General features: G+C 48.6%; 27 protein-coding genes. 17 read left to right on the forward strand and 10 right to left on the reverse strand.

What is annotated here, in order from left to right:
* Window positions 1–444 precede the first annotated feature (444 nt).
* The 3 genes from DFR47_RS04310 to DFR47_RS04320 all read left to right on the forward strand — a co-directional run bounded on the left by DFR47_RS04310 (window position 445) and on the right by DFR47_RS04320 (window position 2852).
* Window positions 445–1236 (forward strand): amino acid ABC transporter substrate-binding protein, encoded by a 792-nt coding sequence (locus DFR47_RS04310; RefSeq protein WP_113943254.1) that lies wholly within the window; start codon window positions 445–447, stop codon window positions 1234–1236.
* A gap of 159 nt (window positions 1237–1395) precedes the next feature.
* Window positions 1396–2076 (forward strand): amino acid ABC transporter permease, encoded by a 681-nt coding sequence (locus tag DFR47_RS04315; RefSeq protein WP_113943078.1) that lies wholly within the window; start codon window positions 1396–1398, stop codon window positions 2074–2076.
* On the forward strand, window positions 2076–2852 hold the full coding sequence (locus tag DFR47_RS04320; RefSeq protein WP_113943255.1) for an amino acid ABC transporter ATP-binding protein: 777 nt from the start codon (window positions 2076–2078) through the stop codon (window positions 2850–2852). Before DFR47_RS04315 ends, DFR47_RS04320 begins: the two co-directional genes overlap by 1 nt.
* A 59-nt stretch (window positions 2853–2911) precedes the next feature.
* On the opposite strand, the gene DFR47_RS04325 is transcribed toward DFR47_RS04320, so the two are convergent.
* Together DFR47_RS04325 and DFR47_RS04330 are read right to left on the reverse strand one after the other, a co-directional pair.
* The gene (locus DFR47_RS04325; protein ID WP_113943079.1) at window positions 2912–3307 is read right to left on the reverse strand and encodes a hypothetical protein; all 396 of its coding nucleotides are present in this window, start codon (window positions 3305–3307) and stop codon (window positions 2912–2914) included.
* Window positions 3308–3328: 21 nt separating this feature from the next.
* Window positions 3329–4375, reverse strand: a complete 1047-nt coding sequence (locus tag DFR47_RS04330; RefSeq protein ID WP_147245484.1) for a hypothetical protein — start codon at window positions 4373–4375, stop codon at window positions 3329–3331.
* A gap of 291 nt (window positions 4376–4666) precedes the next feature.
* On the opposite strand from DFR47_RS04330, the gene DFR47_RS04335 reads away from it, so the two are divergent.
* Window positions 4667–5260, forward strand: coding sequence for a nitroreductase family protein (locus DFR47_RS04335; RefSeq protein WP_113943081.1), 594 nt, complete (start codon window positions 4667–4669; stop codon window positions 5258–5260).
* A 36-nt stretch (window positions 5261–5296) separates the two neighbouring features.
* On the forward strand, window positions 5297–5902 hold the full coding sequence (locus DFR47_RS04340) for a flavin reductase family protein (RefSeq protein WP_113943082.1): 606 nt from the start codon (window positions 5297–5299) through the stop codon (window positions 5900–5902).
* Window positions 5903–6040: 138 nt separating this feature from the next.
* Here DFR47_RS04340 and mazG read toward each other — a convergent pair whose 3' ends face one another.
* Window positions 6041–6865: a nucleoside triphosphate pyrophosphohydrolase gene (mazG, locus tag DFR47_RS04345; protein WP_113943083.1), complete on the reverse strand. Its 825-nt coding sequence runs from the start codon at window positions 6863–6865 to the stop codon at window positions 6041–6043.
* Between the two features lie 122 nt (window positions 6866–6987).
* On the opposite strand from mazG, the gene galE reads away from it, so the two are divergent.
* The 4 genes from galE to DFR47_RS04365 all read left to right on the forward strand — a co-directional run bounded on the left by galE (window position 6988) and on the right by DFR47_RS04365 (window position 11882).
* Window positions 6988–7998 (forward strand): UDP-glucose 4-epimerase GalE, encoded by a 1011-nt coding sequence (gene galE / locus DFR47_RS04350; protein WP_113943084.1) that lies wholly within the window; start codon window positions 6988–6990, stop codon window positions 7996–7998.
* 243 nt (window positions 7999–8241) lie between these two features.
* The gene (locus DFR47_RS04355) at window positions 8242–9231 is read left to right on the forward strand and encodes a bile acid:sodium symporter family protein (protein ID WP_113943085.1); all 990 of its coding nucleotides are present in this window, start codon (window positions 8242–8244) and stop codon (window positions 9229–9231) included.
* Window positions 9232–9407: 176 nt separating this feature from the next.
* A complete protein-coding gene (locus tag DFR47_RS04360) occupies window positions 9408–10232 on the forward strand; it encodes a class I SAM-dependent methyltransferase (RefSeq protein ID WP_113943086.1) in 825 nt (274 codons plus the stop codon).
* A 228-nt stretch (window positions 10233–10460) separates the two neighbouring features.
* Window positions 10461–11882, forward strand: a complete 1422-nt coding sequence (locus DFR47_RS04365; protein ID WP_113943087.1) for an ISNCY family transposase — start codon at window positions 10461–10463, stop codon at window positions 11880–11882.
* A gap of 277 nt (window positions 11883–12159) precedes the next feature.
* Here DFR47_RS04365 and DFR47_RS04370 read toward each other — a convergent pair whose 3' ends face one another.
* Entirely contained in the window at window positions 12160–12513 is a 354-nt protein-coding gene (locus tag DFR47_RS04370; RefSeq protein ID WP_113943088.1) for a cupin domain-containing protein, read from the reverse strand.
* A 153-nt stretch (window positions 12514–12666) separates the two neighbouring features.
* On the opposite strand from DFR47_RS04370, the gene DFR47_RS04375 reads away from it, so the two are divergent.
* Together DFR47_RS04375 and DFR47_RS04380 are read left to right on the forward strand one after the other, a co-directional pair.
* On the forward strand, window positions 12667–13734 hold the full coding sequence (locus DFR47_RS04375) for a D-alanine--D-alanine ligase family protein (protein WP_113943089.1): 1068 nt from the start codon (window positions 12667–12669) through the stop codon (window positions 13732–13734).
* Between the two features lie 52 nt (window positions 13735–13786).
* Window positions 13787–14242 carry a GFA family protein gene (locus DFR47_RS04380; protein ID WP_113943090.1) on the forward strand — a complete coding sequence of 152 codons (456 nt, stop codon included), beginning with the start codon at window positions 13787–13789 and terminating at the stop codon, window positions 14240–14242.
* Window positions 14243–14301: 59 nt separating this feature from the next.
* On the opposite strand, the gene DFR47_RS04385 is transcribed toward DFR47_RS04380, so the two are convergent.
* Window positions 14302–14625 carry a hypothetical protein gene (locus tag DFR47_RS04385; protein WP_113943091.1) on the reverse strand — a complete coding sequence of 108 codons (324 nt, stop codon included), beginning with the start codon at window positions 14623–14625 and terminating at the stop codon, window positions 14302–14304.
* 81 nt (window positions 14626–14706) lie between these two features.
* On the opposite strand from DFR47_RS04385, the gene DFR47_RS04390 reads away from it, so the two are divergent.
* A complete protein-coding gene (locus tag DFR47_RS04390; protein ID WP_113943092.1) occupies window positions 14707–15387 on the forward strand; it encodes a helix-turn-helix transcriptional regulator in 681 nt (226 codons plus the stop codon).
* A 4-nt stretch (window positions 15388–15391) separates the two neighbouring features.
* Here the strand turns inward: DFR47_RS04390 and DFR47_RS04395 are convergent, their stop codons facing one another.
* Together DFR47_RS04395 and DFR47_RS04400 are read right to left on the reverse strand one after the other, a co-directional pair.
* Entirely contained in the window at window positions 15392–16324 is a 933-nt protein-coding gene (locus DFR47_RS04395; RefSeq protein WP_113943093.1) for a DMT family transporter, read from the reverse strand.
* A complete protein-coding gene (locus DFR47_RS04400) occupies window positions 16321–16929 on the reverse strand; it encodes a TetR/AcrR family transcriptional regulator (RefSeq protein ID WP_113943094.1) in 609 nt (202 codons plus the stop codon). The genes DFR47_RS04395 and DFR47_RS04400 overlap by 4 nt, the downstream gene beginning before the upstream one ends.
* A 563-nt stretch (window positions 16930–17492) precedes the next feature.
* On the opposite strand from DFR47_RS04400, the gene DFR47_RS04405 reads away from it, so the two are divergent.
* Window positions 17493–18794 (forward strand): GGDEF domain-containing protein, encoded by a 1302-nt coding sequence (locus DFR47_RS04405; protein WP_245416433.1) that lies wholly within the window; start codon window positions 17493–17495, stop codon window positions 18792–18794.
* Window position 18795: 1 nt separating this feature from the next.
* Here DFR47_RS04405 and DFR47_RS04410 read toward each other — a convergent pair whose 3' ends face one another.
* A complete protein-coding gene (locus tag DFR47_RS04410) occupies window positions 18796–19119 on the reverse strand; it encodes a DUF982 domain-containing protein (RefSeq protein WP_113943095.1) in 324 nt (107 codons plus the stop codon).
* A 517-nt stretch (window positions 19120–19636) separates the two neighbouring features.
* Here DFR47_RS04410 and proV point away from each other — a divergent pair.
* The 4 genes from proV (at window position 19637) to DFR47_RS04430 (ending at window position 23676) form a co-directional block, all read left to right on the forward strand.
* Window positions 19637–20842, forward strand: a complete 1206-nt coding sequence (gene proV, locus DFR47_RS04415; protein WP_374788385.1) for a glycine betaine/L-proline ABC transporter ATP-binding protein ProV — start codon at window positions 19637–19639, stop codon at window positions 20840–20842.
* A 21-nt stretch (window positions 20843–20863) separates the two neighbouring features.
* Entirely contained in the window at window positions 20864–21769 is a 906-nt protein-coding gene (locus DFR47_RS04420; protein WP_113943097.1) for an ABC transporter permease, read from the forward strand.
* Between the two features lie 131 nt (window positions 21770–21900).
* A complete protein-coding gene (locus tag DFR47_RS04425; RefSeq protein WP_113943098.1) occupies window positions 21901–22767 on the forward strand; it encodes a glycine betaine ABC transporter substrate-binding protein in 867 nt (288 codons plus the stop codon).
* A gap of 258 nt (window positions 22768–23025) precedes the next feature.
* Window positions 23026–23676 (forward strand): pentapeptide repeat-containing protein, encoded by a 651-nt coding sequence (locus tag DFR47_RS04430; protein WP_113943099.1) that lies wholly within the window; start codon window positions 23026–23028, stop codon window positions 23674–23676.
* 4 nt (window positions 23677–23680) lie between these two features.
* Here DFR47_RS04430 and DFR47_RS04435 read toward each other — a convergent pair whose 3' ends face one another.
* Window positions 23681–24097 (reverse strand): hypothetical protein, encoded by a 417-nt coding sequence (locus DFR47_RS04435; RefSeq protein ID WP_113943100.1) that lies wholly within the window; start codon window positions 24095–24097, stop codon window positions 23681–23683.
* Window positions 24098–24201: 104 nt separating this feature from the next.
* Complete coding sequence (locus DFR47_RS04440; protein WP_342633942.1) at window positions 24202–24798, reverse strand: ankyrin repeat domain-containing protein; 597 nt, start codon at window positions 24796–24798, stop codon at window positions 24202–24204.
* Window positions 24799–24861 lie beyond the last annotated feature (63 nt).

Raw genomic sequence — 24861 nt, forward strand, 5'->3', positions numbered from 1 at the left:
ATACAGAATGAGTGGCTTCAATACATTGCCCGCTCTTTATAGCGATGCGCGGATGAAGCCCAGATGAATGATTTTCTTTATTATAGTCTGATTTGAGCAAAAATCTTCAAGCGTCAGGCAACGAAAAGCTCTTTCGCGCATTATTGAGCAAAATACCGCAGAGAATAAGCAATTCAGTAGAATGCATTTTTTCATGATTGCCGCTAAAATTAGCTACTGAGTAAAATTTTCTACAAGCATTCAAAATTAGGAATTTATTTTTGCATTCTGAGTTTCCGCAGGCGCAAATATATCTGTGACGTTCCGACCTGTCATGACATCTTAATCGCAACACGGACTGCATATCCAAACTGCACCGTAGAACAGTCAGGCACAGATAATAAGTGCTCTTTGATTATGGAAGAAGCCTTTGCAATCAAGGGTTTCGTAAAAAGGACAGGTAATATGAGCTGGTTTAAGTCTATTCTTGCAGTTGGCGTGTTGCAGACAGCCGTTCTTGGTTCCGGCGTTATGACCAGCCAGTCTTTCGCTGATGCGGCGCTAGACCGGATCAAAGCCGAAGGCGTTCTGAAAATCGGTACCGAAGGCACCTATGCGCCGTTTACCTATCATGACAAAGACGGCAAACTGGTTGGTTTCGATGTGGAAATCGGTCAGGAAATCGCCAAGCGTCTTGGTGTTGAAGCCAAATTCCTTGAAGGTAAATGGGACGGTCTGATCGCCGGTCTCGATGCCAACCGCTATGATGCCGTGATCAATCAGGTCGGCATTACACCGGAACGCCAGAAGAAATATAATTTCTCTGAACCTTATATTGCATCCAAAGCCGTGCTGATCGTGAAAACCGGTAATACAGATATCAAGAAGTTTGAAGATCTGAAGGGACGTAAAGCCGCCCAGTCTCTGAGCAGCAACTACGGCAAAATCGCCCGTGAATATGGCGCAGAGATCGTTGCCAATGACGGTTTTGACCAGTCCGTTCAGTTGGTTCTGAGCGGCCGTGCGGAAGCAACAGTTAATGCCAGCCTGTCTTTCCTCGACTTTAAAAAGCAGAAACCTGATGTGCCGCTGGAAGTTGCAGCCGAGCTTGAAAATGCTGACCGTTCCGGCGTGTTGCTGCGCAAGGGTGAAGAAGACCTGCTGGCAGAAGTCAACAAGGCGCTTGAGCAGATCAAAAGCGACGGTACATATGCCAAAATCTCCGAAAAATACTTCGGTGCAGACGTCTCTAAATAAGGTTTTCTCCCAAGAGCAGTTTCCTCAAAAACTGCGACTTTGAAAGGAAAAAGCCGGCGGTCACAGATCGCCGGCTTTCCGCGCCCGCAGCTGAGGGCCAGAACCTGTGAAACCACATAAGTCCGCTTGAGGGGCAACAAACATAGCGGGGACGCATAAATGGCTGACATTTTATCTCTGATGCTTGACTCTTTAGGGCCGCTTTTATGGGCTGCTCTGATCTTTACTATTCCGCTGACATTGCTGTCGTTTCTGTTCGGCACCACACTCGGGCTGTTTGTAGCGCTCATAAGGCTGTTTGCGCCGCGCCCGATAGCTGCAATTGTCAATTTCTATGTCTGGCTGATCCGCGGCACGCCGCTGCTGGTGCAGCTGTTCCTGATTTTCTATGGCCTGCCAAGTCTTGGTGTCACGCTGGATGCATTTCCGGCAGCGTTAATCGGCTTTACCCTGAGTATCGGCGCGTATTCCTCCGAGATTTTCCGCGGCGTTATTGTTGCTGTGCCAAAAGGGCAGTGGGAGGCCGCCTATGCAACGGGCATGACCTGGGGGCAGGCGATGCGCCGCACAATCCTGCCGCAGGCAGCGCCCAATGCCGTACCACCATTGTCCAACAGCTTTATCTCTCTGGTGAAAGATACATCGCTGGCCGCAGCCATTACCGTGCCGGAAATGTTTCAGGTCGCGCAGCGTATCGTTGCGGTCACTTATGAGCCGCTGATCCTCTATGTTGAGGCTGCATTGCTCTATCTGGCGCTCAGCTCCGTGCTGTCTTATTTGCAAACCCGTCTGGAAGCACGGCTGAAACGCTATGGCGGCTTTCTGGAGGTCCGTTCATGATGATTGAACTGAAGAATATTGTTAAAAAATTCGGCGACAACACCGTTCTCAATGATATCTCGCTTTCTATTGCTGAGGGCAGTGTGACGGCTTTTATCGGCCCTTCCGGTGCAGGCAAAAGCACATTGTTGCGTTGCCTCAATCTGTTGGAAGTACCGACCTCCGGTTCAATTGAAATCGCCGGTGACAGGCTGAGTTTTGAACTGGGACGCAAAACCAGCCAGAAGGATATTCATTTGATCCGCCGTCATTCCGGTATGGTGTTCCAGAACTTCCAGCTGTTTCCGCATCGTACCGTCACGGAGAATATTACCGAAGGTCTGATTACCGTTCAGAAATGGCCGAAGCAAAAAGCACGCGAACGGGCGATGCAATTGCTGGAGAAAGTAGGACTGTCCCAAAAGGCAGATGCCTGGCCTGCAACGCTCTCCGGTGGTCAGCAGCAGCGTGTTGCTATTGCCCGTGCTTTGGCACCATCACCTAAAATCCTGCTCTGCGATGAGCCGACATCAGCACTTGATCCGGAGCTTTCCGGTGAGGTGGTCGATGTGCTGGCACAACTGGCAAAAGAGGGCACAACAATGATTATGGTGACCCATGATCTGCGGCTGGCCTCCCGAATTGCGGAGGATGTGTTGTTTATTGATAATGGTATGATTGTTGAGCGTGGCACAGCACAGGCAATCTTCCGCACACCGCAACAAGAACGCACCCGCCGCTTCGTCAATACGCTGACCCATGAAGGGCAGGGCTTTAGTCAGGGAGCTGGTATTTAATTTAGTTCAAAACATTAAAAATATAATGCAATATATTGATTTAAGTAATAATCCTGCAATCATGTGATTGCAGGATTATTTAATTTAATTGAATGAGAGATGGTCGTATCGAGAAGCAACTTTAGAGCTTCAGGAAAAGTATCCGGCATGATTTCAAATTCCTGAATATCAGTCCATTTGTCCTCAAATGCATAGTATTCATAACGGGTATCGAAAATTTCAATTTCTATTGGTGGTATTGAATACAACCATATAATTCGAATTGTCGGCCAATAACCCAAACATATTTCATTCGGAACTTGGTATCGCTCTGTAGCAAACTTTACGAACTGCAACGCGTTTTCAAGCGTATTTTGTTCAACATTGGGATTTTGAATAGCAACCTTATGAATTGCAGCCTCAACTTCGAACCATGTAGCGCAATTTATAACGAGTTTATCATCATAATCCGGCATTGACGTTCAGCACCCATCTTTTTAATCAATCTGATCGCTATCGACTTCGTTTTCCGCTTTTGCAAACACGTCAACATCTTCATTCTTGCCGGATTCAACGGTAAATTCGCGCTGATACAAACGGTCTTTGTTCTTGGCTACAGCGATATAATCACCGGCAGCCAGCACCAGCGATGCATAGGCGCTCACGCTTTCAAAAACGATATCACCATTGGTATTGACGATATTCCATGACGTATCCGCCAGTGCTTCACCGCCAACGTCACGCAACAATTTCAAAGTCACTTCGGCCGCATTATGCTCAACAGTTGCTTCTGTCAGTTTACCCGCACTCACCACGATTTCAGCACGGATTGTTGCATTGGCGCTGCCGTAATTAGAAACCACGTGATAGGTGCCGCTATTGAGGCGCACCACGGTATTCGGTTTGATATTCGGCACGATCAGCGAGCGCTCATTGCCTTCATCGTCGTTCTCATAGATGGAAAAGCGCAGGAATTTATCCGAGATTTCTTTACCGTCCGGTAGCTTGGCGCTGAGCTTCAAGCCACCGGCATCAAGGATCAGCTTCTCATGGCGACTGGCGTTGCGGATTGTAATGCGCTTGGTCGCACCCGCACGGCCAAAGCTGGCATGAACCAGATAACTGCCTTGGGGCAGAGAGAAACTCGCGGTGCCGCCTGTTGCGGTGGCAATCAACGGCAGTTTGTCTTCAGCATTCGGTTCCGGTGAGAAAACACGCCAGACCAGACCTTTTTCCAGAGGCATGCTGTCTGGTGTCAATTGCGCTTCCAGCAGTAATTCATTCTGGTTTGCCAGTGGTGCATTTTGCGGCGCACGCGGATCAGCATAGGGTGTAATACCGGCCGCAGGTGAGGCGGGCGACATAATCGCGCCGGTTGGCGGTGTGCTACTATCCGGTTCTTCGCCTTCAGGCACAGAGATTTTCGGCAATTGCAGCTTGTCAAATTGTGCACCCGGCACAACGCGCATGGAGAACCCCTCCTGCGGCTGGGATAAATCCTGAGCCAGTGCCGAACCGGTGAAAATCAGACTCGTTGAAATCAACGCGGCAGCGCAGAGGCTCCGACTTTGCGCATAATATGCGCTATGAGCGGATCGTTTTCTGGCATGCTGAACAGGGCGGGATTTCATAAGCCGGTACTCATTTGAATTTCATAGTCACAGTCGTTAAACTTTGACCGCACTGTAAAGGCATTTTCAAGGCTGATAGTGTTAAAATGTCATGAGTTTGCATTAAACACACATATAACTGCATCCGGCCTCTGTCTTTAAAGCTGCAAATTAGCAATAAAGACATGCTTATAGTGCCAGTGAACAGAATGAACAGGAAATAAAGTGTCGGATCTCATTGATTTCTTTAAAACCCGTAGTTCCACCCCGATTGTAGGTCTGATTGAGCCTGCACCATCCGCAGAGGAACTGACAGAGATTCTGACAATTGCCTCCCGCGTACCGGATCACGGTAAGCTTAATCCATGGCGCTTTATCATTTATCGCGGCGATGCGCGTATTCAGGTCGGTGAAATGCTGGCAAAACGTGCTGCACAGCGCGCTGCGGAAAATAATGAAGAGTTCTCCGACAGCCATCGTGAAAAAGAGTTGAAGCGCTTCTCTCGTGCGCCGCTTGTTATTGGTGTGGTTTGCAGCCCGCGTGACACGCATCGTATTCCGGAATGGGAACAATTCCTGTCCTCCGGTGCTTGCGCTATGCAGCTTTGCAATGCTGCCAATGCGCTTGGCTATGGCAGCAACTGGATCACCAACTGGTATTCCGATGATGAAGAAGGCAAGCGCCTGCTCGGCGTTGCGCCTCATGAAAAAGTGGCCGGTTTTGTCCATATCGGCACGCCAAAAGCCGCAGCGCCGGATCGTCCGCGCCCTGAATTGCAATCCGTTGTGAGTGAATATACGGGCCCGTATCAGGGCTGATTTTGCGATTAGAGTGAAAAGAACAGAGATTTTCTGATGTTTTATGAGCCGCAAAAAGGCCATGGTCTGCCGCACAATCCGCTCAAGGCCATTGTTGCACCGCGCCCGATCGGCTGGATCGGAACACGCTCAAAAGAGGGCGCTTTGAACCTTGCCCCCTATTCATTTTTCAATATTGTCTGTGATACGCCGCCTTTGCTGATGTTCAGCTCTTCCGGCTATAAAGACAGCGTGGCTTTTATCGAAGAAACGCGTGAGTTTACCGCTAATATGGTAGGCGAACATCTGGCAAAACAGATGAATGCAACATCGGTTAATGCACCGCGCGGCGTCAGCGAGTTCGATTATGCCGGTCTGACTGCCGCACCTTGCGAGCAAATTCAGGCACCACGCGTAGCTGAAGCCTATGCATCGCTGGAATGCGTTGCGGTGGATATCCGCCAGCTAAAGGGCAGGGATGGCGCCCTTGCCGATGCCTATATGGTGATTGGTGAGGTTGTCGGCGTGCATATTGATGAGACAATCCTTGTTGACGGATTGATTGATATCACCAAGTCCAGACCGGTCACGCGTCTCGGTTATATGGATTTTGCCACAACTGCTGAGGTCTATCAGATGTTCCGCCCCAAATGGGGCGAATAATCTGTTTTAGAGCGGCTCCGGTTTTCATTGAACCGCAGAACCGCTCTAATTCCTTATTTTTACGCATTATCCGACGCAAAACCGCTTCGCACTTTTGCTGGAAATGCTTTAGCAATTACAGGCCGGAAGATAGAAATCTTATTTTCCGGCCTGTTTTGCTTTATTCCAAAGCGCCTCCATCTCATCAAGGCTTGCAGCCTCCAGAGATTGTTCGTCACTGTTCAGTGCATCTTCAATGAAGTGAAAGCGGCGTTTGAATTTCTCATTCGCTGCACGCAAGGCCATTTCCGGCTCGAGTTCCAGATGGCGGCCGAGATTGACCATAGCAAACAGCAGGTCACCATATTCTTCCGCAATATTGGCCTTCTCCTGGTTGTTCATTGCCTCGCGCAACTCCTGCGTTTCTTCAGCAACTTTGTCCAGAATAGGGGCAGCCTCTGCCCAGTCAAAGCCAACGCGCGCAGCTTTTTGCTGATATTTCAGCGCGCTTACCAATGCCGGTAAATAGGTCGGCACATCATCAAGGAAGCCTTTTTTCTCAGTTGTTTCAAGCCCAAGCGCAGTGCGGCGGGCAAGGCGTTCGTCTTTTTCAATCTGCTTGATACGGTTCCAAGACCCCTTGGCCATACCGGCAGAGCGTGCTTCTTCATCACCAAAAACATGCGGATGACGGCGGATCATTTTGGTGGTCACGGCCTCGACAACATGGCCGAAATTGAAACCGCCTTTTTCTTCTGAAATACGGGAATGGAACACCACTTGCAGCAGAAGATCGCCGAGTTCCTCACGCAGATCATCCATATCATCACGCTCAATGGCATCAATGACCTCATAAGCTTCTTCCAGCGTATAAGGGGCAATCGTGCTAAAATCCTGCTCAACATCCCACGGGCAGCCGGTTTCCGGATCACGCAGCGCAATCATTATATCTATAAGGGTTTGAATATTGCGGGAGGGCTGCATAGTAAATCCTGACGAAACAGAGACCGGACAATATATCCAGTTGATTATGTGGAAATTTGAACCTACTGGTGCCATAAAATTCAGCTTATGAAAACCGTCTGTAACCGAACAAAGAGAAACTGATGACAATTCTGGTAACCGGCGGCGCCGGCTTTATTGGTTCCCATGCTTGCGTAAGTCTGCTTGAAGCCGGACATGATGTTGTTGTTGTCGATAATTTTGACAATAGTCAGCCAGGTGTTTTTCAGCGTATTGAACAGATCACAGGCAGAATGCCTAAGCGTGAAACCGGCGATATTCGTGACCGTGAGTTTCTTGAAAACGTTATGCGTACCTATAATTGCACTGCTGTCATGCATTTTGCGGGTCTGAAAGCAGTCGGGGAATCCACGCAGAAACCGCTTTATTATTATGACTGTAATCTGGTCGGTACTTTGCGTCTGCTGCAGGCCATGCGCAGTTGCAATGTAAAGAAGATTGTTTTCTCTTCATCGGCCACTGTTTATGGCGATCCGCAGCGTCTGCCACTGGATGAAACCCATCCGCTGTCAGCAACCAATCCTTATGGCCGCACCAAGCTGATGGTCGAAGAAATGCTGCGCGATCTTTATAATAGCGATCCGGAATGGAGCATTGCCATTCTGCGCTATTTCAATCCTGTTGGTGCACATGAAAGCGGCCTGATCGGCGAAGACCCGAAAGGTATTCCGAACAATTTGATGCCGATCATCGCGCAGGTTGCTACTGGCCGCCGCGAAAAACTGAGCATCTGGGGTAACGATTATCCGACACCGGACGGTACCGGTGTGCGCGATTATATCCACGTTATGGATCTGGCCGAAGGTCATCTCAAAGCGCTGGATAGACTGAATGAGCCTAAATGCCTGACGGTTAATCTCGGTACAGGTGAGGGCTATAGTGTTCTGGATGTGATTAAGGCTTTTGAACACGTTTCTAACCAGTATATTCGCTATGAAGTGGCACCGCGCCGTCCAGGTGATATTGCTAGCTGCTATGCTGACCCTGCATATGCTAAGCAAGTACTCGACTGGAGCGCTAAGAAAACCTTGCGCGAGATGTGTGCTGATATGTGGAACTGGCAGTCTAAAAATCCGAACGGGTATTCGGATTAGTCTCAATTTATTATGGTTGCTTTGCGCTGTTGCAACAGCGCAAAGCAAATGACCAATAGCTCAAAATAAAAACCTTGTCAGCATAGTCTCATCGTTGCATGCTTGAAATCCGAGTCTGAAACAGACAGTCTTTTCATCTCAGGCACCAAAGAAAATCACCCGGAATTTTTATACATTTTAATGGCATCCGGCCATGTTTTGTGCAATTCCGCAATGATTTGATGCAAAAATGCGATCGGACATATGCGCTTTCTTCCCGACAAATTCATCTCTACCCTTATTCTGGCTATTATCGTAGCATCATTTTTACCAGTTCAGGGCGAGGCCGCTCACTGGTTTTCGCTGGCAACAAAAATCGCAATCGGTTTGCTGTTTTTCCTGCATGGTGCCAGATTGTCCCGTCAGGCTGTTGTAAAAGGCATCGTGCATTGGCGCCTGCATCTTATGGTGCTGTGCGTGACATTTGCACTGTTTCCGCTGATCGGTGTGTCTCTCGGCTGGGTTATCCCGGGCTTTTCCAGCTCAGTGTTTTACGCAGGTATTTTGTTTCTCTGCGTTTTGCCATCAACAGTTCAGTCATCAATTGCCTTTACGGCGATCGCTAAAGGCAACGTGTCTGCGGCAATTGTATCTGCATCTGCGTCCAATATTATCGGCATGTTCCTGACACCTTTGCTGGTTGGACTGTTGTTTGCCAGACAAAATGATGCCGGTGTCTCGCTGGATGCACTACTGTCAATCCTGTTGCAATTACTGGCTCCGTTTATTGCCGGTCAGATCATGCAGCCATGGATAGGGAATTTCATCCGCAAGCATAATAAGGCTCTGGGTCTGGTAGACCGCGGCTCAATTGTTATGGTGGTCTATCTCGCTTTCAGCGAAGCGATGGTGCAGGGCTTATGGACGGAAGTTTCAGGCCATGACCTGTCAATTATGATCGCTGTTAACGTTGCTTTGCTGGCATTTATCCTCTGGTTTACGGGATTTTCAGCTAAAATGCTGGGCTTTTCACGGGAAGACCGGATCACCATTATCTTCTGCGGTACGAAAAAGAGTCTGGCCAGCGGTGCACCTATGGCGAGCGTGATCTTTCCGGCGGCAATGGTTGGCAGTGTCGTATTACCATTGATGATTTTCCATCAAATTCAGCTGATGGCCTGCGCTGTCTTGGCAAGGCGCTACGCTGCACAAGCATCACTGATTGAAGGCGATGCAGCAGAGCAGGGACTGTGAACGGGAGAGGGGATCCCCCTATTCTCTTTCAGCCTTGGTCTCTTACAGATTGATAAATGCTTTAATTTGCGCCAAAGAAACGGCAGTTTATTATTTCGCCTTATCTCAAGCTAAAGCGGAGATCGCTTTGGCTGAATGCATGATATGCGCATTCAAAAAACAGAAAGTTTTTAATCATGTCCGCAAGCCCGTTATTTGATGAAGAAGCGCTGGAACAGGCCTATAATGAGGCTTTGAAGCTTGAAAAATCGGGTGATTTTGACGGCGCAGCCAAAGCCTATCAGAAGGCTCTGGAGATAGATCCGGATGATCATGGCGGTGCTGCTGTGCGTCTGGCGAGCATGGGACGTGGTGAAGTGCCAAACAAAGCGCCTGATGCTTATGTGGCGACTTTGTTCGACCAGCATGCTGAAATGTTCGACACCATCCTCGTTGATCAACTTGGTTATGATGTGCCGTTGCAGCTTGCTGATCAGCTGGACGAAATGAATCCTGATGCCCATTATGCGCGTATGCTGGATCTCGGTTGCGGTACCGGACTTGGTGCTGATGCATTGTTTGAAATGACCGAGCACCGTACAGGCGTCGATATTGCTGAGAATATGATCGCCATTGCTGACGAAAAAGGCGATTACAATGTGCTGTATGTCGGTGAAGTTGTGAACTTCCTTGACCAGACCACAGCGCCGGCATGGGACATTATTATCGCGACCGATGTGCTGCCATATATGGGCGATCTGGAGCCGTTTTTCTCAAAGCTTCCGCTGAACCTCAATCGCAATGGCATTTTCGCATTTTCAAGCGAAACACTGTCTGACAAGGATTTTGCCGGCCGTGATTATACAGTCGGGCCGCATCAGCGTTTTGCACATAAGCAGGACTATGTTGAGAAGCTGCTGCTGAGCCACGGTATCAAAATGCTGCGCGTGACAGATATCACAGTGCGCAGTGAGCAAGGCAAACCGGTTCCGGGACATCTGTACATTGCTCAAAAGGCTTAAGGCCTGAAATCAGGCATTTATAAACGGCAGATACATACTCTGCCGTTTATCTTTATATAAATTAGTTCCATAATCTATCTTATGTGATTTAGTCTTATAACAGCTATATAGAGATGCGACACTTGGGCAAATTAGAGATGCGACAGATTTTGCAGCTCATGCCCTGTTCAAACAGAATAAAGAAAGGAAGACTGGGGTTCCGAATGCAAGCAGCGGATGGGAGCCGTCATGTCTTGTTTGATCACAATGTCGCAGAAAGAACTCAATCGATTAGACGCTATTCAGAAGATACGGGATCGCCGCCTGACTGTTGTTCAGGCGACTGCATTGCTCGATCTCAGCCGCAGCCATATTCATCGTCTTTTACAGGCCTTTGACAAGTTTGGTGCGGCTGGCCTTGTTTCAGGCAAACGTGGTCACCCAAGCAATCGCCGTTACAGCGAGGATTTCCGGAATACGGTGCTGGATCTTATACGGGCTTATTATCGGGATTTTGGCCCGACACTGGCCTGTGAGAAGCTGGTTGAGCTACATCAACTTTCAGTCAGTAAAGAAACGCTGCGCCAGTGGATGACAGCTGCAGGTATATGGATTTCACGCCGAGAACGCAAAAAACGTGTATTTCAACCGCGCGGCCGGCGCGATTGTTTTGGTGAACTAGTGCAGATTGACGGTTCACATCATTGGTGGTTCGAGGGTCGGGGGCCCAAATGCGCCCTCCTCGTTTATATTGATGATGCAACCGGTAAGCTTCTGCATCTGCGTTTTGCCGGATCAGAGAACACATTTGATTATTTCCATGCGACGAAGGCCTATCTGGAGCTTTGGGGCAAGCCGCTGGCATTTTACAGCGACAAGCATGGAGTATTTCGCTCCACCCATGGTTCTGAGAAAGATCGAACGAGTGGGCTAACGCAATTCGGTCGGGCACTTTATGAGCTGAACATTGATATTATCTGTGCCAATACCCCACAGGCCAAAGGCCGTGTCGAGCGTGCAAACAGAACTTTGCAGGATCGCCTAGTGAAGGAGTTGCGATTGCGCGGCATTGATACGATGGAAGCAGCAAATGCTTATGCACCGGAATTCATTGCAGATTTCAATGCCCGTTTTGGTAAGCTACCGCGCAATCCGAAGGATATGCATCGGCCGCTGGCTGCGCATGAGAACCTCGACGGCGCACTGTGCCGGAAGGAAGTGCGGACACTGTCGCAGTCTCTGACGCTGCGCTACGACAAGGTATTGTTCATCCTGGAGCCAACGGAGATTGCAAAACGACTGGCCCGTCAAAAGGTCATTGTCTGCGATTATCCGGACGGTCGCCTTGAAATCATGCACGGCACGGACACCCTGCCCTATAGAACGTTTGACAAATTGCGTTCGGTTCATCGCTCACCCGTTGTCGAGAACAAACGGCTGGACGACATGCTGGCTCTTGTCGCTGAGATGCAGGCTGGACGGGAACAGCAACGCAGCAAGAGTGGTCCGCGTCGCACGGGACAGACGAACCATATGTTTGGCGTCCGCGACGGCAGCACCGCCAACGGCTATCAGAAGCGAGAGCGTAAATCGCGCACAGCCTACATGAACGATCCTGCTGTCATTGCTCGGCGAGAGCAAGCCCTATTGAGACAGCCGGCGCAGGAATAAAGCTCGTCAATGGACGCTGATATGGCTTAGCGTAGCCGATATAGGTGGGCCGAGTATCAACTAATGACAGAACAATTGCTACTGAGAAAGCTAAAGCCGAAGAGGCGGGTATTCACTCGCCCCCATTCCTCGCTTGCAACCCTGACCAGCCTCTCGGAATGGGGGCTGTCGTCAGCGCCTGTCGCATTTCTATTTTGCTGGGAACGTCGCAACTTTAACTTGCTAAAACAAGTCTTGCAGCTACATCCGTTCGTTACATTGAATGCTGCACGCTGCACTAATCTAAATTTTCCTGCTCAAATTTATCAGTGACGTGGATATCCGTCATTTCCAAAGGCTCTGGGCCAAGGTTCTTGTAGTTATTCGGAATATTGGCTGGTCCGAATATAATTTGTCCCACTGAAGCTTCAAATTGCTGATCACCAACGGTGAATAAAGCACGACCCTGTCGCACAATGAAAATCTCATCGTATGGATGTTTGTGGAGACGCGGTCCATGGCCGATTTTATCCGTCGTATAAAACATCACGGATGCGTTGGTACCAAAGTGACGACCTTCAAACTCTCCCTGCCAGACATCAGGCTTTTCAGCCCATTCTTTACGTTCAAGAATTGCAGCTTGTTTTTGCATTTTTCCTCCTCCGCATTCAGTATAGTCTTTGTTTACCATAGCGAGCGCAACAGCTGTGCGTTGTTTGATAGTTTTAGTGTGAAACTTAATATTGTCGATATTCCGTAAAATGATCTCAAGCACTGAGACAATTGTTAAATCAACGGATAACACATGACCGGAACACAGAAAAAACTACGTATTGCTTTGCTCTTTGGCGGTCGCTCACCCGAGCATGATGTCTCGGTTCTGTCTGCCACCAATGTGATACAGGCGCTTGATCCGGATAAATATGAGGCTGTGCCGGTTTTTGTTACACGCGAAGGGCAATGGCTGTTGAGTTCCTATGAGCAGGGACAATTGGCACAGCCCTCTTCCGGTACGCAGATTTGCCTTCTTTCCGGTGGTTACGGGCGTATGATCGGGCTGGATGATCAGCTTGGCTTCCGCGAATTGCCAAATATTGATGCTCTTTTTCCGGTTCTGCACGGATTGCATGGTGAGGATGGTGCCGTACAAGGTTTATCAGAAGTCGCCTGTGTTCCCCTCGTCGGCTGCGGCATCCTTGGCTCTGCGGCAGCGCTCGATAAAGATATGACAAAGCGTCTGAGCAAAGAAGCCGCTGTTCCTGTTGCGCATTCGGTGACTATTCATCAGGGCAACGTGCCGGAGTTTGAGGACTTGAAGCAAAAGCTAGGCCTGCCATTTTTCGTTAAACCTGCGCGCCAAGGTTCGTCCGTTGGTGTCACTAAAGTGAGCTCAGAATCCGGCTATCAAGCTGCACTCAACGCCGGTTTCCTGCATGATAAAAAGCTGTTGGCTGAAGAGTTTATTCGCGGCCGTGAAATTGAGTGTGCTGTACTCGAAAATGCCGACGGCAGTATCTTTGTATCTCGTTGCGGTGAGATAACACCGGCAGAAAGTCATGGATTTTACAGCTATGACGCGAAATACATAGATGAGGCTGGTGCGGCGTTAAAAGTACCGGCAGACCTGCCCTCCTCTGTTGAAACACAAATACGTGAAATGGCTGAGAAAGCATTTCGGGCTGTTGGCTGTGATGCAATGGCGCGCGTGGACTTCTTCGTGACAGATGATATGCGAATTATCCTCAATGAAATCAATACAATACCTGGATTTACAGATATCAGTATGTATTCCAAAGTTATGGCCGTGAGCGGTGTCAGCTACAGCCAGATTATTGACCGGTTGATAGAGCACGGCATAAAACGCGGTAGCTAAAAACGTAATAAACCTGTAAAATCATGGCATTACTTACAGAAGGATATGGCAGATGAAAATGCCCCGATTACCTTTAAGCGGACAGTGCCGTTGCGGAGAAGTCCGCGTTGAAGTGACAGCAGAACCGTTGATGACTGCTGCCTGTCATTGCACCGGCTGCCAATCCATGAGCAGCAGTGCTTTTTCATTAACCGCTATGATCCCTTCTTCCGGTTTTAAAGTGACCCAAGGTGAGCCGGTTATCGGCGGCTTGCACGGGCCTCAGCAGCATCATTATTTCTGCGCATATTGCATGACATGGATGTTTACGCTCATTGATGGCGTCGATGCATTTGTCAATGTCCGCCCGTCATTGTTTGATGAGCGTAAGTGGTTTGTCCCGTTCATCGAGACAATGACCAAAGAAAAACTGCCTTGGGCACATACGCCGGCAACACACAGCTATGAGGGCTTTCCGCCTTTCGAAGATTTCGAAAAGCTGATGACTGAATTTGCTGCTGCGAAGTAAGTTAAATTGCTATGGGCTCGTTTTGCCCATAGCTAAACTCTGCATTATACGGATATCTTTTAGAGAACTGTCCCGAATTCCATGCTGATTGGCTCAATGAATGCCAGAAAAGTATCACAAACGGGCTGATCGCGCCAACTCGCACAAATTGTCTTTGCATGATCTTCAGTCTGAGCAAAGGCCACATCAAGAAAAATACCATCGCCAAGTTTGACCAGATGCTGACCGCACCAGCCGCTCTGCTTTGACAGATGGTTTGTGACCATTGCCTGATAAGCTTCTTGCAGAGCAGCTTCGCTCATACCTTCTTTGAGACGGAAACGGCCCAGTTCAAGACCGAATGATTTCTGTATCTGAAAAACCTGTTTGTCGCCGGATTGCATAATTATAATCTCCTTATGTGATAAGCAGTCTATAAAACATTCTCCCTGACAGTTTTTGTCAGGATAGTGTAAACCTCACTCATGCGCACATTTCGTCTCTTTGCATTACTTGACCATTTACGCGGCAGAACTGAGCCTGTTTCAGCGGAAATACTGGCACAGGAACTCAGTGTTTCTGTCCGGACAATTTATCGCGATATGGCAACATTACAGACCATGGGCGCACCGATACGCGGTGAGGCCGGTATTGGTTATCAGTTGGAGAAGGGCTATTTTCTGCCCCCTCTCCACTTCGACCCTGATGAACTCGACGCCCTGATGCTCGGAACCCGTCTGATTGCTACGCGCGGTGATGATGATCTGGCTGCTGCTGCTCGCCGTGTCTCTGCCAAAATCAGTGCAGTAATCGGTCATGATAAAGGTGAGAATTATTCACGATTGCCTTTGCGCGCTGTTGCACGGCAAAATCCGGAGAATGATAAGGCCGCGGAGCATCTTACACTCCTGCGCGTCGCCTTGCGCGATAAGGCCGTATTGCAAATCCGATATTGCGATTTGCAAGATAAACACAGTCAGCGTACTGTTCAGCCGCTTGGCCTGACAATGTTTGATGCGGTCTGGCTGCTGACTGTCTGGTGTGAAGACCGCTCGGATTTTCGTAATCTGCGCGTGGATCGTATAGAGGTCATTCAGCTTGCAGGAAGGCTCTTTCGTACAGAACGCGGGAAGCGTTTTGAGGATTATCTCAAGACACTTCCCTGACCGATTAATACGTCTGTTCTTTCTTCGGCGCTGAAAGAATGACAAGGCAGAATATCACCAGCAATGCGCCGAGCCAACCCAATGGTGACAGATTTTCACCAACAATCACCACTGCCAGCAAAGCAGCAATAACCGGCTCTGTAAGCGTGATCGTTGTCGCCATACTGACGGATATACGCGCCAGCGCATAGCCGAACAGCACATAACCAGTGAACATCGGGATAATGGCCATATAAGCACCGACAAGCGCATTATTCCATGAGGCCAACAAGGCACCGCCGGTGATCAGCAAAACCGGCATCAGCAACAGTCCGCCTGCTCCGAAAATTGAGCCCATCGCCGCCTTCGCGGAAATCCCTTTGCACATCAACCGGTGTGCTGCCCAAGCATAAAGAGCATAGGTCAAGCCGCCGACAAGACCTAGCAACACGCCTGCTACAGTTGTTCCTGTTGTGGTAGTAGCAGATGCGATTTCATGAGTGCCGCCACCGAAAAAACAGAGCAGTACAATGCCGCTCAGCCCCAATGCTGCACCGGCAACCCATTGCTTGCTCAGGGTCTTATGATCAATGATCCATTCAATCAGTGCTGAAAATAATGGCGCGGAACCAATGGTTACAACAGTGCCAATTGTGACACCCGCAAGATACATCGAAGAGTAAAAAGCCAGCGGATAGACCGCGACAGAAACTGCGCCGAAAAGCACCAGCAACCATTGCGCTCGCAACTTTGCTTTGTCACGTTTCAACGCTCGTAAAGCGAGCAGGGCTTGCAACAGCCCGCCTACTCCCATGGCCACCGCACCGATCGCTAAGGGGCCGACTTCCGGCGCAAAAGTTGCGGCTGTGCCGGTGGTGCCCCACAAGAAAGACGCGATTAAGACGCAGATGATGCCGAGGCCGACACGATCCGTGCGGATAACAGATGCTTCACTCATAGGGCTGCCAAAATGCTTTCTGCAAGGCGCCTTGCACTCAGGACACGGTTGCTATTGCCTTCAAGTCCTGCACGCGCGAAAGAACCCTCAAGCAAAAACGACAGATGCTCAGCCGCCAGTGCCACCTGCTCTTTCGGTAAAGCCTCGCCTGCGGTACTGTGCCAGCTTTCAAGGTGCTGCACCAGCAAGCGCTCGACCTCTTCCTTATGGCGGCGCACAGCCTCCCTGCCCTCATCACCAGCCGCCAATTCCGCCGCAGCATTGAGCAGCCCGCAGCCGCGAAATCCGTTCTCATAATCAAATTCCGCATGATCCTGATAGGCATCAAACACAGCCAATATGCGATCCGGCACGGTATGCGCCTGCTTTAAACGAGCTTCATACAGATCGAGCCATTCCTGATGCCGCATTGCAATAAACGCAGCGACAAGGTCGGATTTTGATGAGAAATTATTATACAGGCTCATTTTCGCAACGCCGGCTTTGGCAGTGATCATATCAATGCCGGTTGCGTTAATCCCATAATTATAAAACAAAATTCCTGCTGCCTCGAGCAGACGTTCACGTGCAGAAGCAGTTTTCTGCGCCTTTAAAGATGTTGGCATTTTATCTCTGACTCAAATTTATTAGGTAGATCAGTCTATCTAATAAATTTTAAGATCGCAAGATGGGCAGAACGATAACTGCAAAGATCAAATTTATTTTATATATAAATAGTCATATTATCGGCGATAAAAACTTTTATATAAAATTTAATTTAAGTATTTCATTCATTCGACAGACATTATATGAGGGCAATAAATGAGGCTTATTCCGGCAGCTTTTTCATGTAACGCTGGCAGTCTCCATGATGAAAATTTGGATAATTGTTACAGCGGTCGTGAGAATGGCAAGTAGCCGTCAGTATAGAAAAGCAAGTTCAGTCACGGATTTTTGATCTTGTTCCGATTAAGACGAATTTACTTGAATTATATCCGATATTACGGATTTCCGGATCCACGAATTGACACCGCCAAAGCATATGAGTGACGGAGATATAACGGTTTTGAATATGCCCCCTCTCACAGCAGAGATAGCCGGTTATGCCGCTCATCAGCCCCCGCTCATGCCCTCTGAATGGGAATGGGTTCAGCTTACCCGAGGCCTTCCTGAGGGGCCGGCAAAGCGAATGGCGGATCTGATCGAGGCTGACAAAGATCGTCTGGTGCGGGTGTTTTATGACCGCTTGCTGCAAAATCCGGATGCCAGCCCGTTTCTTTCACAGGAAGTCGTGCATGACCGGTTGCAGCATTCGATGCGCGGCTGGCTGCGGCGCCTGTTTGTTGAACGCACAATGGATGTTGAAGTATTTGTCGCTGAGCAGCGCAAAATCGGCGAAGTTCATGCGCGTATTCAGGTACCAATCCATGTGGTGATGCAAGGCGCGCGCCTGTTAAAAAATGAAATCATTTTGAAGCTGCGCGATCAGGATATCAGTCTCGAAGATTTTGCAATTCTGGCGGGCTATACCAGCAATGCGATCAATATTGCCATTGAGATCATGAGCCAGGCCTTTGTAACCAATACCAAAAGCGATGCCCAGACAGACGAAGCTTACCGTGCCTTTGCGCTTACACAGGATGTTACGCTGGAACGCGAAAGCCAGCGTGCAGCACTCATGGAGTGGAGCCAGTCGGTTCTCTTCAGCCTCTATGGCGCACGACAGGATACGGCGCTGCCGCCACTTGCGAGCTCAGATTTCGGCCTGTGGCTGCACCATAAAGGTGATATGATTTTTCACGGCTCATCGGTTCTGGAAAATATCCGTAATGATATGCGCTATATCGACAATATTCTGCTGCCAGCCATTACAGTAGCCAGTGCAAATAGCGATGCCGCTTTAGCCGATCTGATTGAAACTTTTAAAAATAAAACCGGTGAAATTAAATTCCTGCTGGCTGAGCTGTTTCAGGCAGCCGCAGCAATGGAAACCGGTCGCGATCCGTTAACCCGCACTTTGAACCGCCGTTTTCTGCCATCCATTCTGACCCGCGAAGTCAAAATGGCAACGCAAAACCGCATGGATCTGAGCGTTATGATGGTCGATATCGACAATTTCAAACGCATCAATGACACATACGGACATGGTGGTGGTGATCATATTCTGCAACAGGTTGCGGAAAGCATCTTCACTCAATGCCGCGCCAGTGATTTTGTGTTCCGCTATGGCGGCGAAGAGTTTCTAGTTGTTCTGATTGAAGCAAGCGCTGCATCAGCTTTTGAAACCGCAGAGCGGTTGCGACAGAAAATTTCCGTTCAGCAGTTTCAGCTACCGGACGGAGGTATGCAGAATATTACTCTGTCGATTGGTGTTTCGACCTTCAATGGTCATCCGGATTTCAGTCATTTGATTGAAACGGCAGATCAGGCGCTTTACAAAGCAAAACGTAATGGCCGTAATCGTACAGAGGTTGCGATACCTCTCGCCTGATTTAGAGAGCGGCGGCTGGCAATTGTTCAGCAAAAGCTGCAGGTAAACTGACATCAGAGTGGCCATGCGCAAGTGCGGCCATCTCAAATTTATATGGAATTTCCGCCTCTTTCAGAGCGGCAATAAACAATCTTATGATCGTTTCAATATTGGATTTTTTATAAAAATCTTGAGAAAGACTGCAAACAGCTAACGTATAGGCTGCGCCGTATTTTACCGGCCAATGACATAGCAGGAACATAGATAAATCCGACCAGTCGGATATCTTAATGACCCGCCCCTTTTCAGGTTCGGCAACTATAGAAAAGCTCCATACTCTATTCATATGTTACCCATTGGTATTTAAGCCAATCTGAATAATACTCGATTTATAGAATAATGTAAGCAGGTATTTGTATTTTAAAATATTATATTAAGTCATATATATAATTTTATATTTTTGATTTATTTTTTATTATTATACTTGAATTAAGCAATCAAAATTTTAGCCAGTTCTAAATTTTTTCTCTAATAGACCGGAGAGAATCTCTCTTCCGGTTCCGCAGTTTATTCTCTTTTTCTCGCACCTATTTTGCCGATACTCGCCTTCCATCAACAATGCTGTAACCACCGGATTAGCAGGCTTTTGAGTCTATTTTGATACTTCGGGTGGACTTTTTTGAGCTTTTACGATATATATTTTTAATCTAATTCGATTTATCAGCATTTTTAAGACTATTATTTCTGTGTGATTACAGTTCAATAATGCTGATTATATGTATTAAAAAATACAAAAGGAGAATAGGTCTGCCACTATGGCAGGGTTAACTTACCATATGAATATTTATACAAATGAAATAAGTATGGATGAGACAAAGTCTGCAAAATTATCTTTGAAAGATGTTTTTAAAGTCTTTGGCGACAAGCCGGAAAGAGCAATGAGCCAATTGCGTTCCGGAAAAAGTAAAACTGAGATTCACAAAGATACGGGCTGCACAATCGGCGTTGACGGTGCAAGCTTCGAAATTATGGATGGTGAGATTTTCGTCATCATGGGACTGTCGGGTTCCGGCAAGTCTACATTGCTCCGGTTGTTAAACCGTCTGATTGAGCCGACCTCCGGCGTTATCGCCGTTGATGGCCGTGACATTACCAAAATGTCGAAACGCGAGCTGATTGATCTTCGTCGTCGCGATATGAGCATGGTATTCCAGTCCTTTGCTCTGCTGCCGAACCGAACCGTGCTCAACAATGCCGCCTTTGGTCTTGAAGTTGCAGGTATGGCTGAGGCCGAGCGCCATGAGCGCGCAATGAAAGCGCTCACCGCCGTCGGTCTGGAGCCTTATGCACAAAGCATGCCTGATCAGCTTTCCGGTGGTATGAAACAGCGTGTCGGTCTTGCCCGCGCGCTTGCTAATGAGCCGACCATTCTGCTGATGGATGAAGCTTTCTCGGCGCTTGATCCCCTCATCCGCACAGAAATGCAGGATGAACTGATCCGTCTGCAATCGGAAAACAGCCGCACGATCATCTTCGTGAGCCATGACCTTGATGAAGCTATGCGTATTGGCGACCGTATTTGCATCATGCAGCACGGTAAGGTTGTTCAGGTCGGCACACCGGATGAGATTGTCTCCAATCCGGCCAATGACTATGTGCGTTCATTCTTCAAGAATGTGGATGTCTCGCATGTGTTCTCTGCCGGTGATGTGGCACGTAAAACATTGCTGACGATTATTGACCGTCAGGGTGTTGCAGCGGCCTCTGCGCTGGAGCAGATGGAAACCACCGGACGTGACATTGCTGTTATTCTCGGCCGTGACCGTAGTTATCACGGCATGATCAGTCAGGATTCCCTGATTGAGAAAGTAAAAAATAAATCGCCGCATCCCTACAGGGAAGCCTTCCTGAGCGATATCGTTCCGATTGATGCAAGCGAACCCCTTTCCAATGTGCTTGGCCGCGTTGCTGAAAGCCGCTGGCCGGTTCCGGTTGTTGATGAAAAAAACAGATATGTCGGCGCGATTTCGAAGTCGGCATTGCTGGAAACGCTCGACCGCGCCGGTTGAGCTGAAACGATTGGGAAAAACATGGATATGAATTTTAGTATCGGCAAAGGTGCCGATATCACCGTGAACTATATTCTCGACCACTTCACACCGGCGCTTGATATGATTGCAGCCGTCATCGGTTTCGTTACCGGTGGTATTCAGGGTGGATTGCTGGCCATTCCACCGGTCGCGGGAATAATTATTCTGGCTCTGTTGTCGCTGTGGCGCGTTGGCTGGAAATTTGCACTTTTCACTGTTCTGGCTTTGGCACTTGTCCATCATATGGGCCTGTGGACCGGCACTATGGAAAGCCTGTCGCTGGTGCTTGCCGCAACATTTATTGCGATTGTTATCGGTATCCCGATGGGTATTGCGATGGCGCGTAATGAAACACTGGCAACAATCATTCGTCCTGTGCTTGACCTGATGCAGACCATGCCTGCCTTCGTTTATCTCATTCCGGCGGCCATGTTCTTCGGTCTGGGTGCAGTGCCCGGCACTATTGCGACTGTGATTTTTGCGATGCCACCTGTGGTACGCCTGACCAATCTTGGTATCCGTCAAGTACATGAAGAGTTCGTCGAGGCCGGTCTGGCCTTCGGTTGTACGGCTAAACAGCTGCTGTTCAAAGTGCAGCTGCCGAATGCCTTGCCTTCGATCATGACCGGTATCAACCAGACCATTATGCTGTCGCTGTCGATGGTAGTGATTGCCTCCATGATTGGTGCCGGTGGTTTGGGCAATACTGTTCTAACCGGTATTCAGCGTCTGGATGTCGGTACCGGTTTTGAAGGTGGTCTGGCCGTGGTTATTCTGGCTGTGGTTCTCGACCGCATTACTCAGAGCTTCGGCAAACCTCAGCCAAGTCTGTTCAAGCGCTTTGCAGCTTTACGCAAGCACACGGACAGCACGCAAACAACATCCCTGCGCAAGCAGGAAGTTTAATCCGAGACTAGAGCGTCGTGCGCCCTACTGGGGCGTACAAAGGTCGCTCTAACAATAAAGTGAGAGCATAATTTGGGATTAAACTGATCTAATTTTAAGAAAATATGCTCTAAAACCTTAAAGGAGAAGATATGTTCGGGAAACTGACACGTCTAAGCCTGGCGGCATTGCTGGCGGGAACTATGGCAACTTCAGCATTTGCTGCAAGCGATGCCAAAGTGGTGAAAATCGGTTGGGCTCCGTGGTCCGACGCTGAATTTGTCACCAAACTCGCAGCTAAACTTATTCAGGATAATCTTGATCAAAAAGTCGAGCTGGTGCAGACCGATGTTGCACCGCTCTATCAGGGCGTAAGCCGCGGCGATCTTGATGCCATGATGATGGCATGGCTACCTGCAACACATGCTGATTACTACAAGCGCGTTGAAGGTAAAGTAGAAGATCTTGGCCCGCTCTATGAAGGCGCAAAACTGGGTTGGGTTGTTCCTGCCTATGTGCCGGAAAGCGATATCAAGTCGATTGAAGACCTGAAAAAAGCTGAAATTCACGAAAAGCTTAAAGGCCAGATTCAGGGTATTGATCCGGGTGCCGGTCTGACCCGCCTTTCAGAAGAAGCCGTGAAAAAATACGGCCTGAATTATAAGCTGCAGATTTCCAGTGAAGCGGCCATGCTCACAACGGTTGACCGCTCAACCCGCTCGGAAGGCTGGTTCGTGGCGACCGCATGGAGCCCGCACTGGATGTTCGGTAAATACAAGCTGCGCTATCTGGAAGATCCGGAAGGTGCATTGGGTGCGGCAGAGCATGTGAATGCCCTCGCCCGTAAAGGTTTTAAGGAAGACAATCCGAAAGTTGCCTCCCTGCTGGAGAAGATGAATATTCCGCTGGCAGATCTCGAAAAAGCGATGTTTGAGGCACAGGAAACTTCCTATGATAAGGCTGTCGACAAATATATCGCCGACAATCCTGATCGTATTAAAGAGTGGCTGGCCGAGTAAGACCAGTTTGTTCGTTTGAAGGACGGCGGTGTGTAAACACCGCCGTTTTTTAATTCTGGTAATTAATAATCATATTTAAAAAGCTGACAGCGCCGCGTGAGAGTGATAAAGCACTGCGCAGATCATATGTTTCCTAGCAAATGAAAGGTGATCTCATGAGCTCAATACAGTGGGTTTTCCTGGTTCAGGGCGTTATCGCTTTCGGTCTGGCCGGTTGCGTGGCCTTTGTTGTTTTGACCCGCAGGCGCTGAGAGCGCTATGCCTGTGACAGATACGCTTCTCAGCCAGATTGCTGGTGGTACGCGCAACTTTAACGGCCAGAGATTTGATGGTGCGGATTTATCCGGCGGCAACCTGTCCGAATGCGTGTTTACGGATTGCACCTTCATTGGCTGTAATCTGAAAGCTGCGGTGATCAATGATACGCAGTTTCATAAATGCAGGCTCAGTGGCGTAAACCTGTCGAATATCGACGGCAACAGCGCACAATTTCACAATTGTGATCTGTCGAATACGCTGTGGAGCCGCTCCAATCTCAATAGCGCTAAATTTCTGCAATCGAAACTGACCGGTGCGGATTTTACCGATTGCAGCCTGATCGGTGCCGATTTTGAAGAATGTTTGCTGATTGCAGCTTTCCTGCCGCGTGTCTCTTTCCGCAAGAAAATCCTGACCAATATGGATTTCAGTGAGGCCGATCTCAGAGAATGTGATTTTCGCGAAACTGTGTTTCAGGATTGCCGTATGCGAGGGGCAACTTTGCGTCTGAGCAAATTCAAAGGCGCGGATTTACGCGGCTGCGACCTTGGCAGCCTGAACTTTCAGGATGCCGCAGTCCTCAAAGGCGCAATTATCTCCAAAAGCCAGGCAACTGATATTCTCAGCGGCATCGGCCTGCTGGTGCTGTAATCGCTCAAATCGTAATCAGATAAGCATAAATTCTGGTGAGAAAACCCATTGTCGCCAGCAGAGCGAACAAAACAGCTGCCCATCTCCAGCCTTTAGCTTCAGGTGTACTTAATGCTTTGCGTGCTACCGCTATAAATAATGTGATATAATAAAAGCCGAGCAGGCAAAACCAAATTGCAAGACCAAAGCTGAAATAGGTATCGGGTAAAAAACCACGCGCCAGAACTGCCATAACAAATGTGACAGGCGTAATAATCAGAGTGCTGCCCAAATATCCCAGCCAGAATGTGTCGCCAAGCGATAAGCGGCCGGAAAACAGGTTTTTAAACCATTGCAAATGAAAATGCTGGTTCCGTTCAGCAATGATTGCAGCAATATCCTCTCGCGAGGCATTGTTTTCTGACTGCTGTTGAACCGGCATATTCACTATCCTTAAGGCTATAATAGGCTCTGTATCAAAGCCTATTATAGCCATTAATTCCAGCGTAACATGAAGAGTAAAATTTATTTTACAAACTTATTATTTTACTTTTCAAGAACCGCGACAATTTCAGTATAGCCACGCTTTTTTGCATGCTGCAGCGCTGTTACACCGTCATTATCTTTGATGGACAGATCGGCACCGGAATCTTTCAGCAATTTCACAATTTGCACATGAGCCGGACCGCCATCACTCAAGATCACAGCCTCAATCAGCGCTGTCCAGCCGAGGCGGTTGATATGATCCACATCGACACCTGCTTCAATCAGGGTGCGCACTGTCTCTACATGGCCGCGCTCAGATGCCGGAATTAAAGCCGTACCGCCAAAGCGATTAATGCTTTTCAGATCGGCACCATGAGACAATGTCATTTTGAGAATTTCCAAATGACCGCGTGCACCCGCATAAAGATAAGGGCTGTCCTGTATCATATCCTTGGCATTGACATCCGCACCGGCATCAATCAGCACTTTTGCAGCTTCAATCTGATTATTATGCGTTGCCAGCAACAAAGCCGTCTGGCGATGATCATTGAGTGTATCCGCATTCACGCCCTCTTTCAGCAGTTGCTGAATAATGGCCACATCACCGGACGCTGCCGCCTCAAGCATTTGGCGTTCTTTGCTCGTCGTTGCAGACATGGAAACTCCTGTCATTGTCACTATCAGGCCGGCAATAAGCAGAGTGCTTTTCAGGATTGCACA

This window comes from Pseudochrobactrum asaccharolyticum (assembly GCF_003314995.1).
GTDB classification, from domain to species: domain Bacteria; phylum Pseudomonadota; class Alphaproteobacteria; order Rhizobiales; family Rhizobiaceae; genus Pseudochrobactrum; species Pseudochrobactrum asaccharolyticum.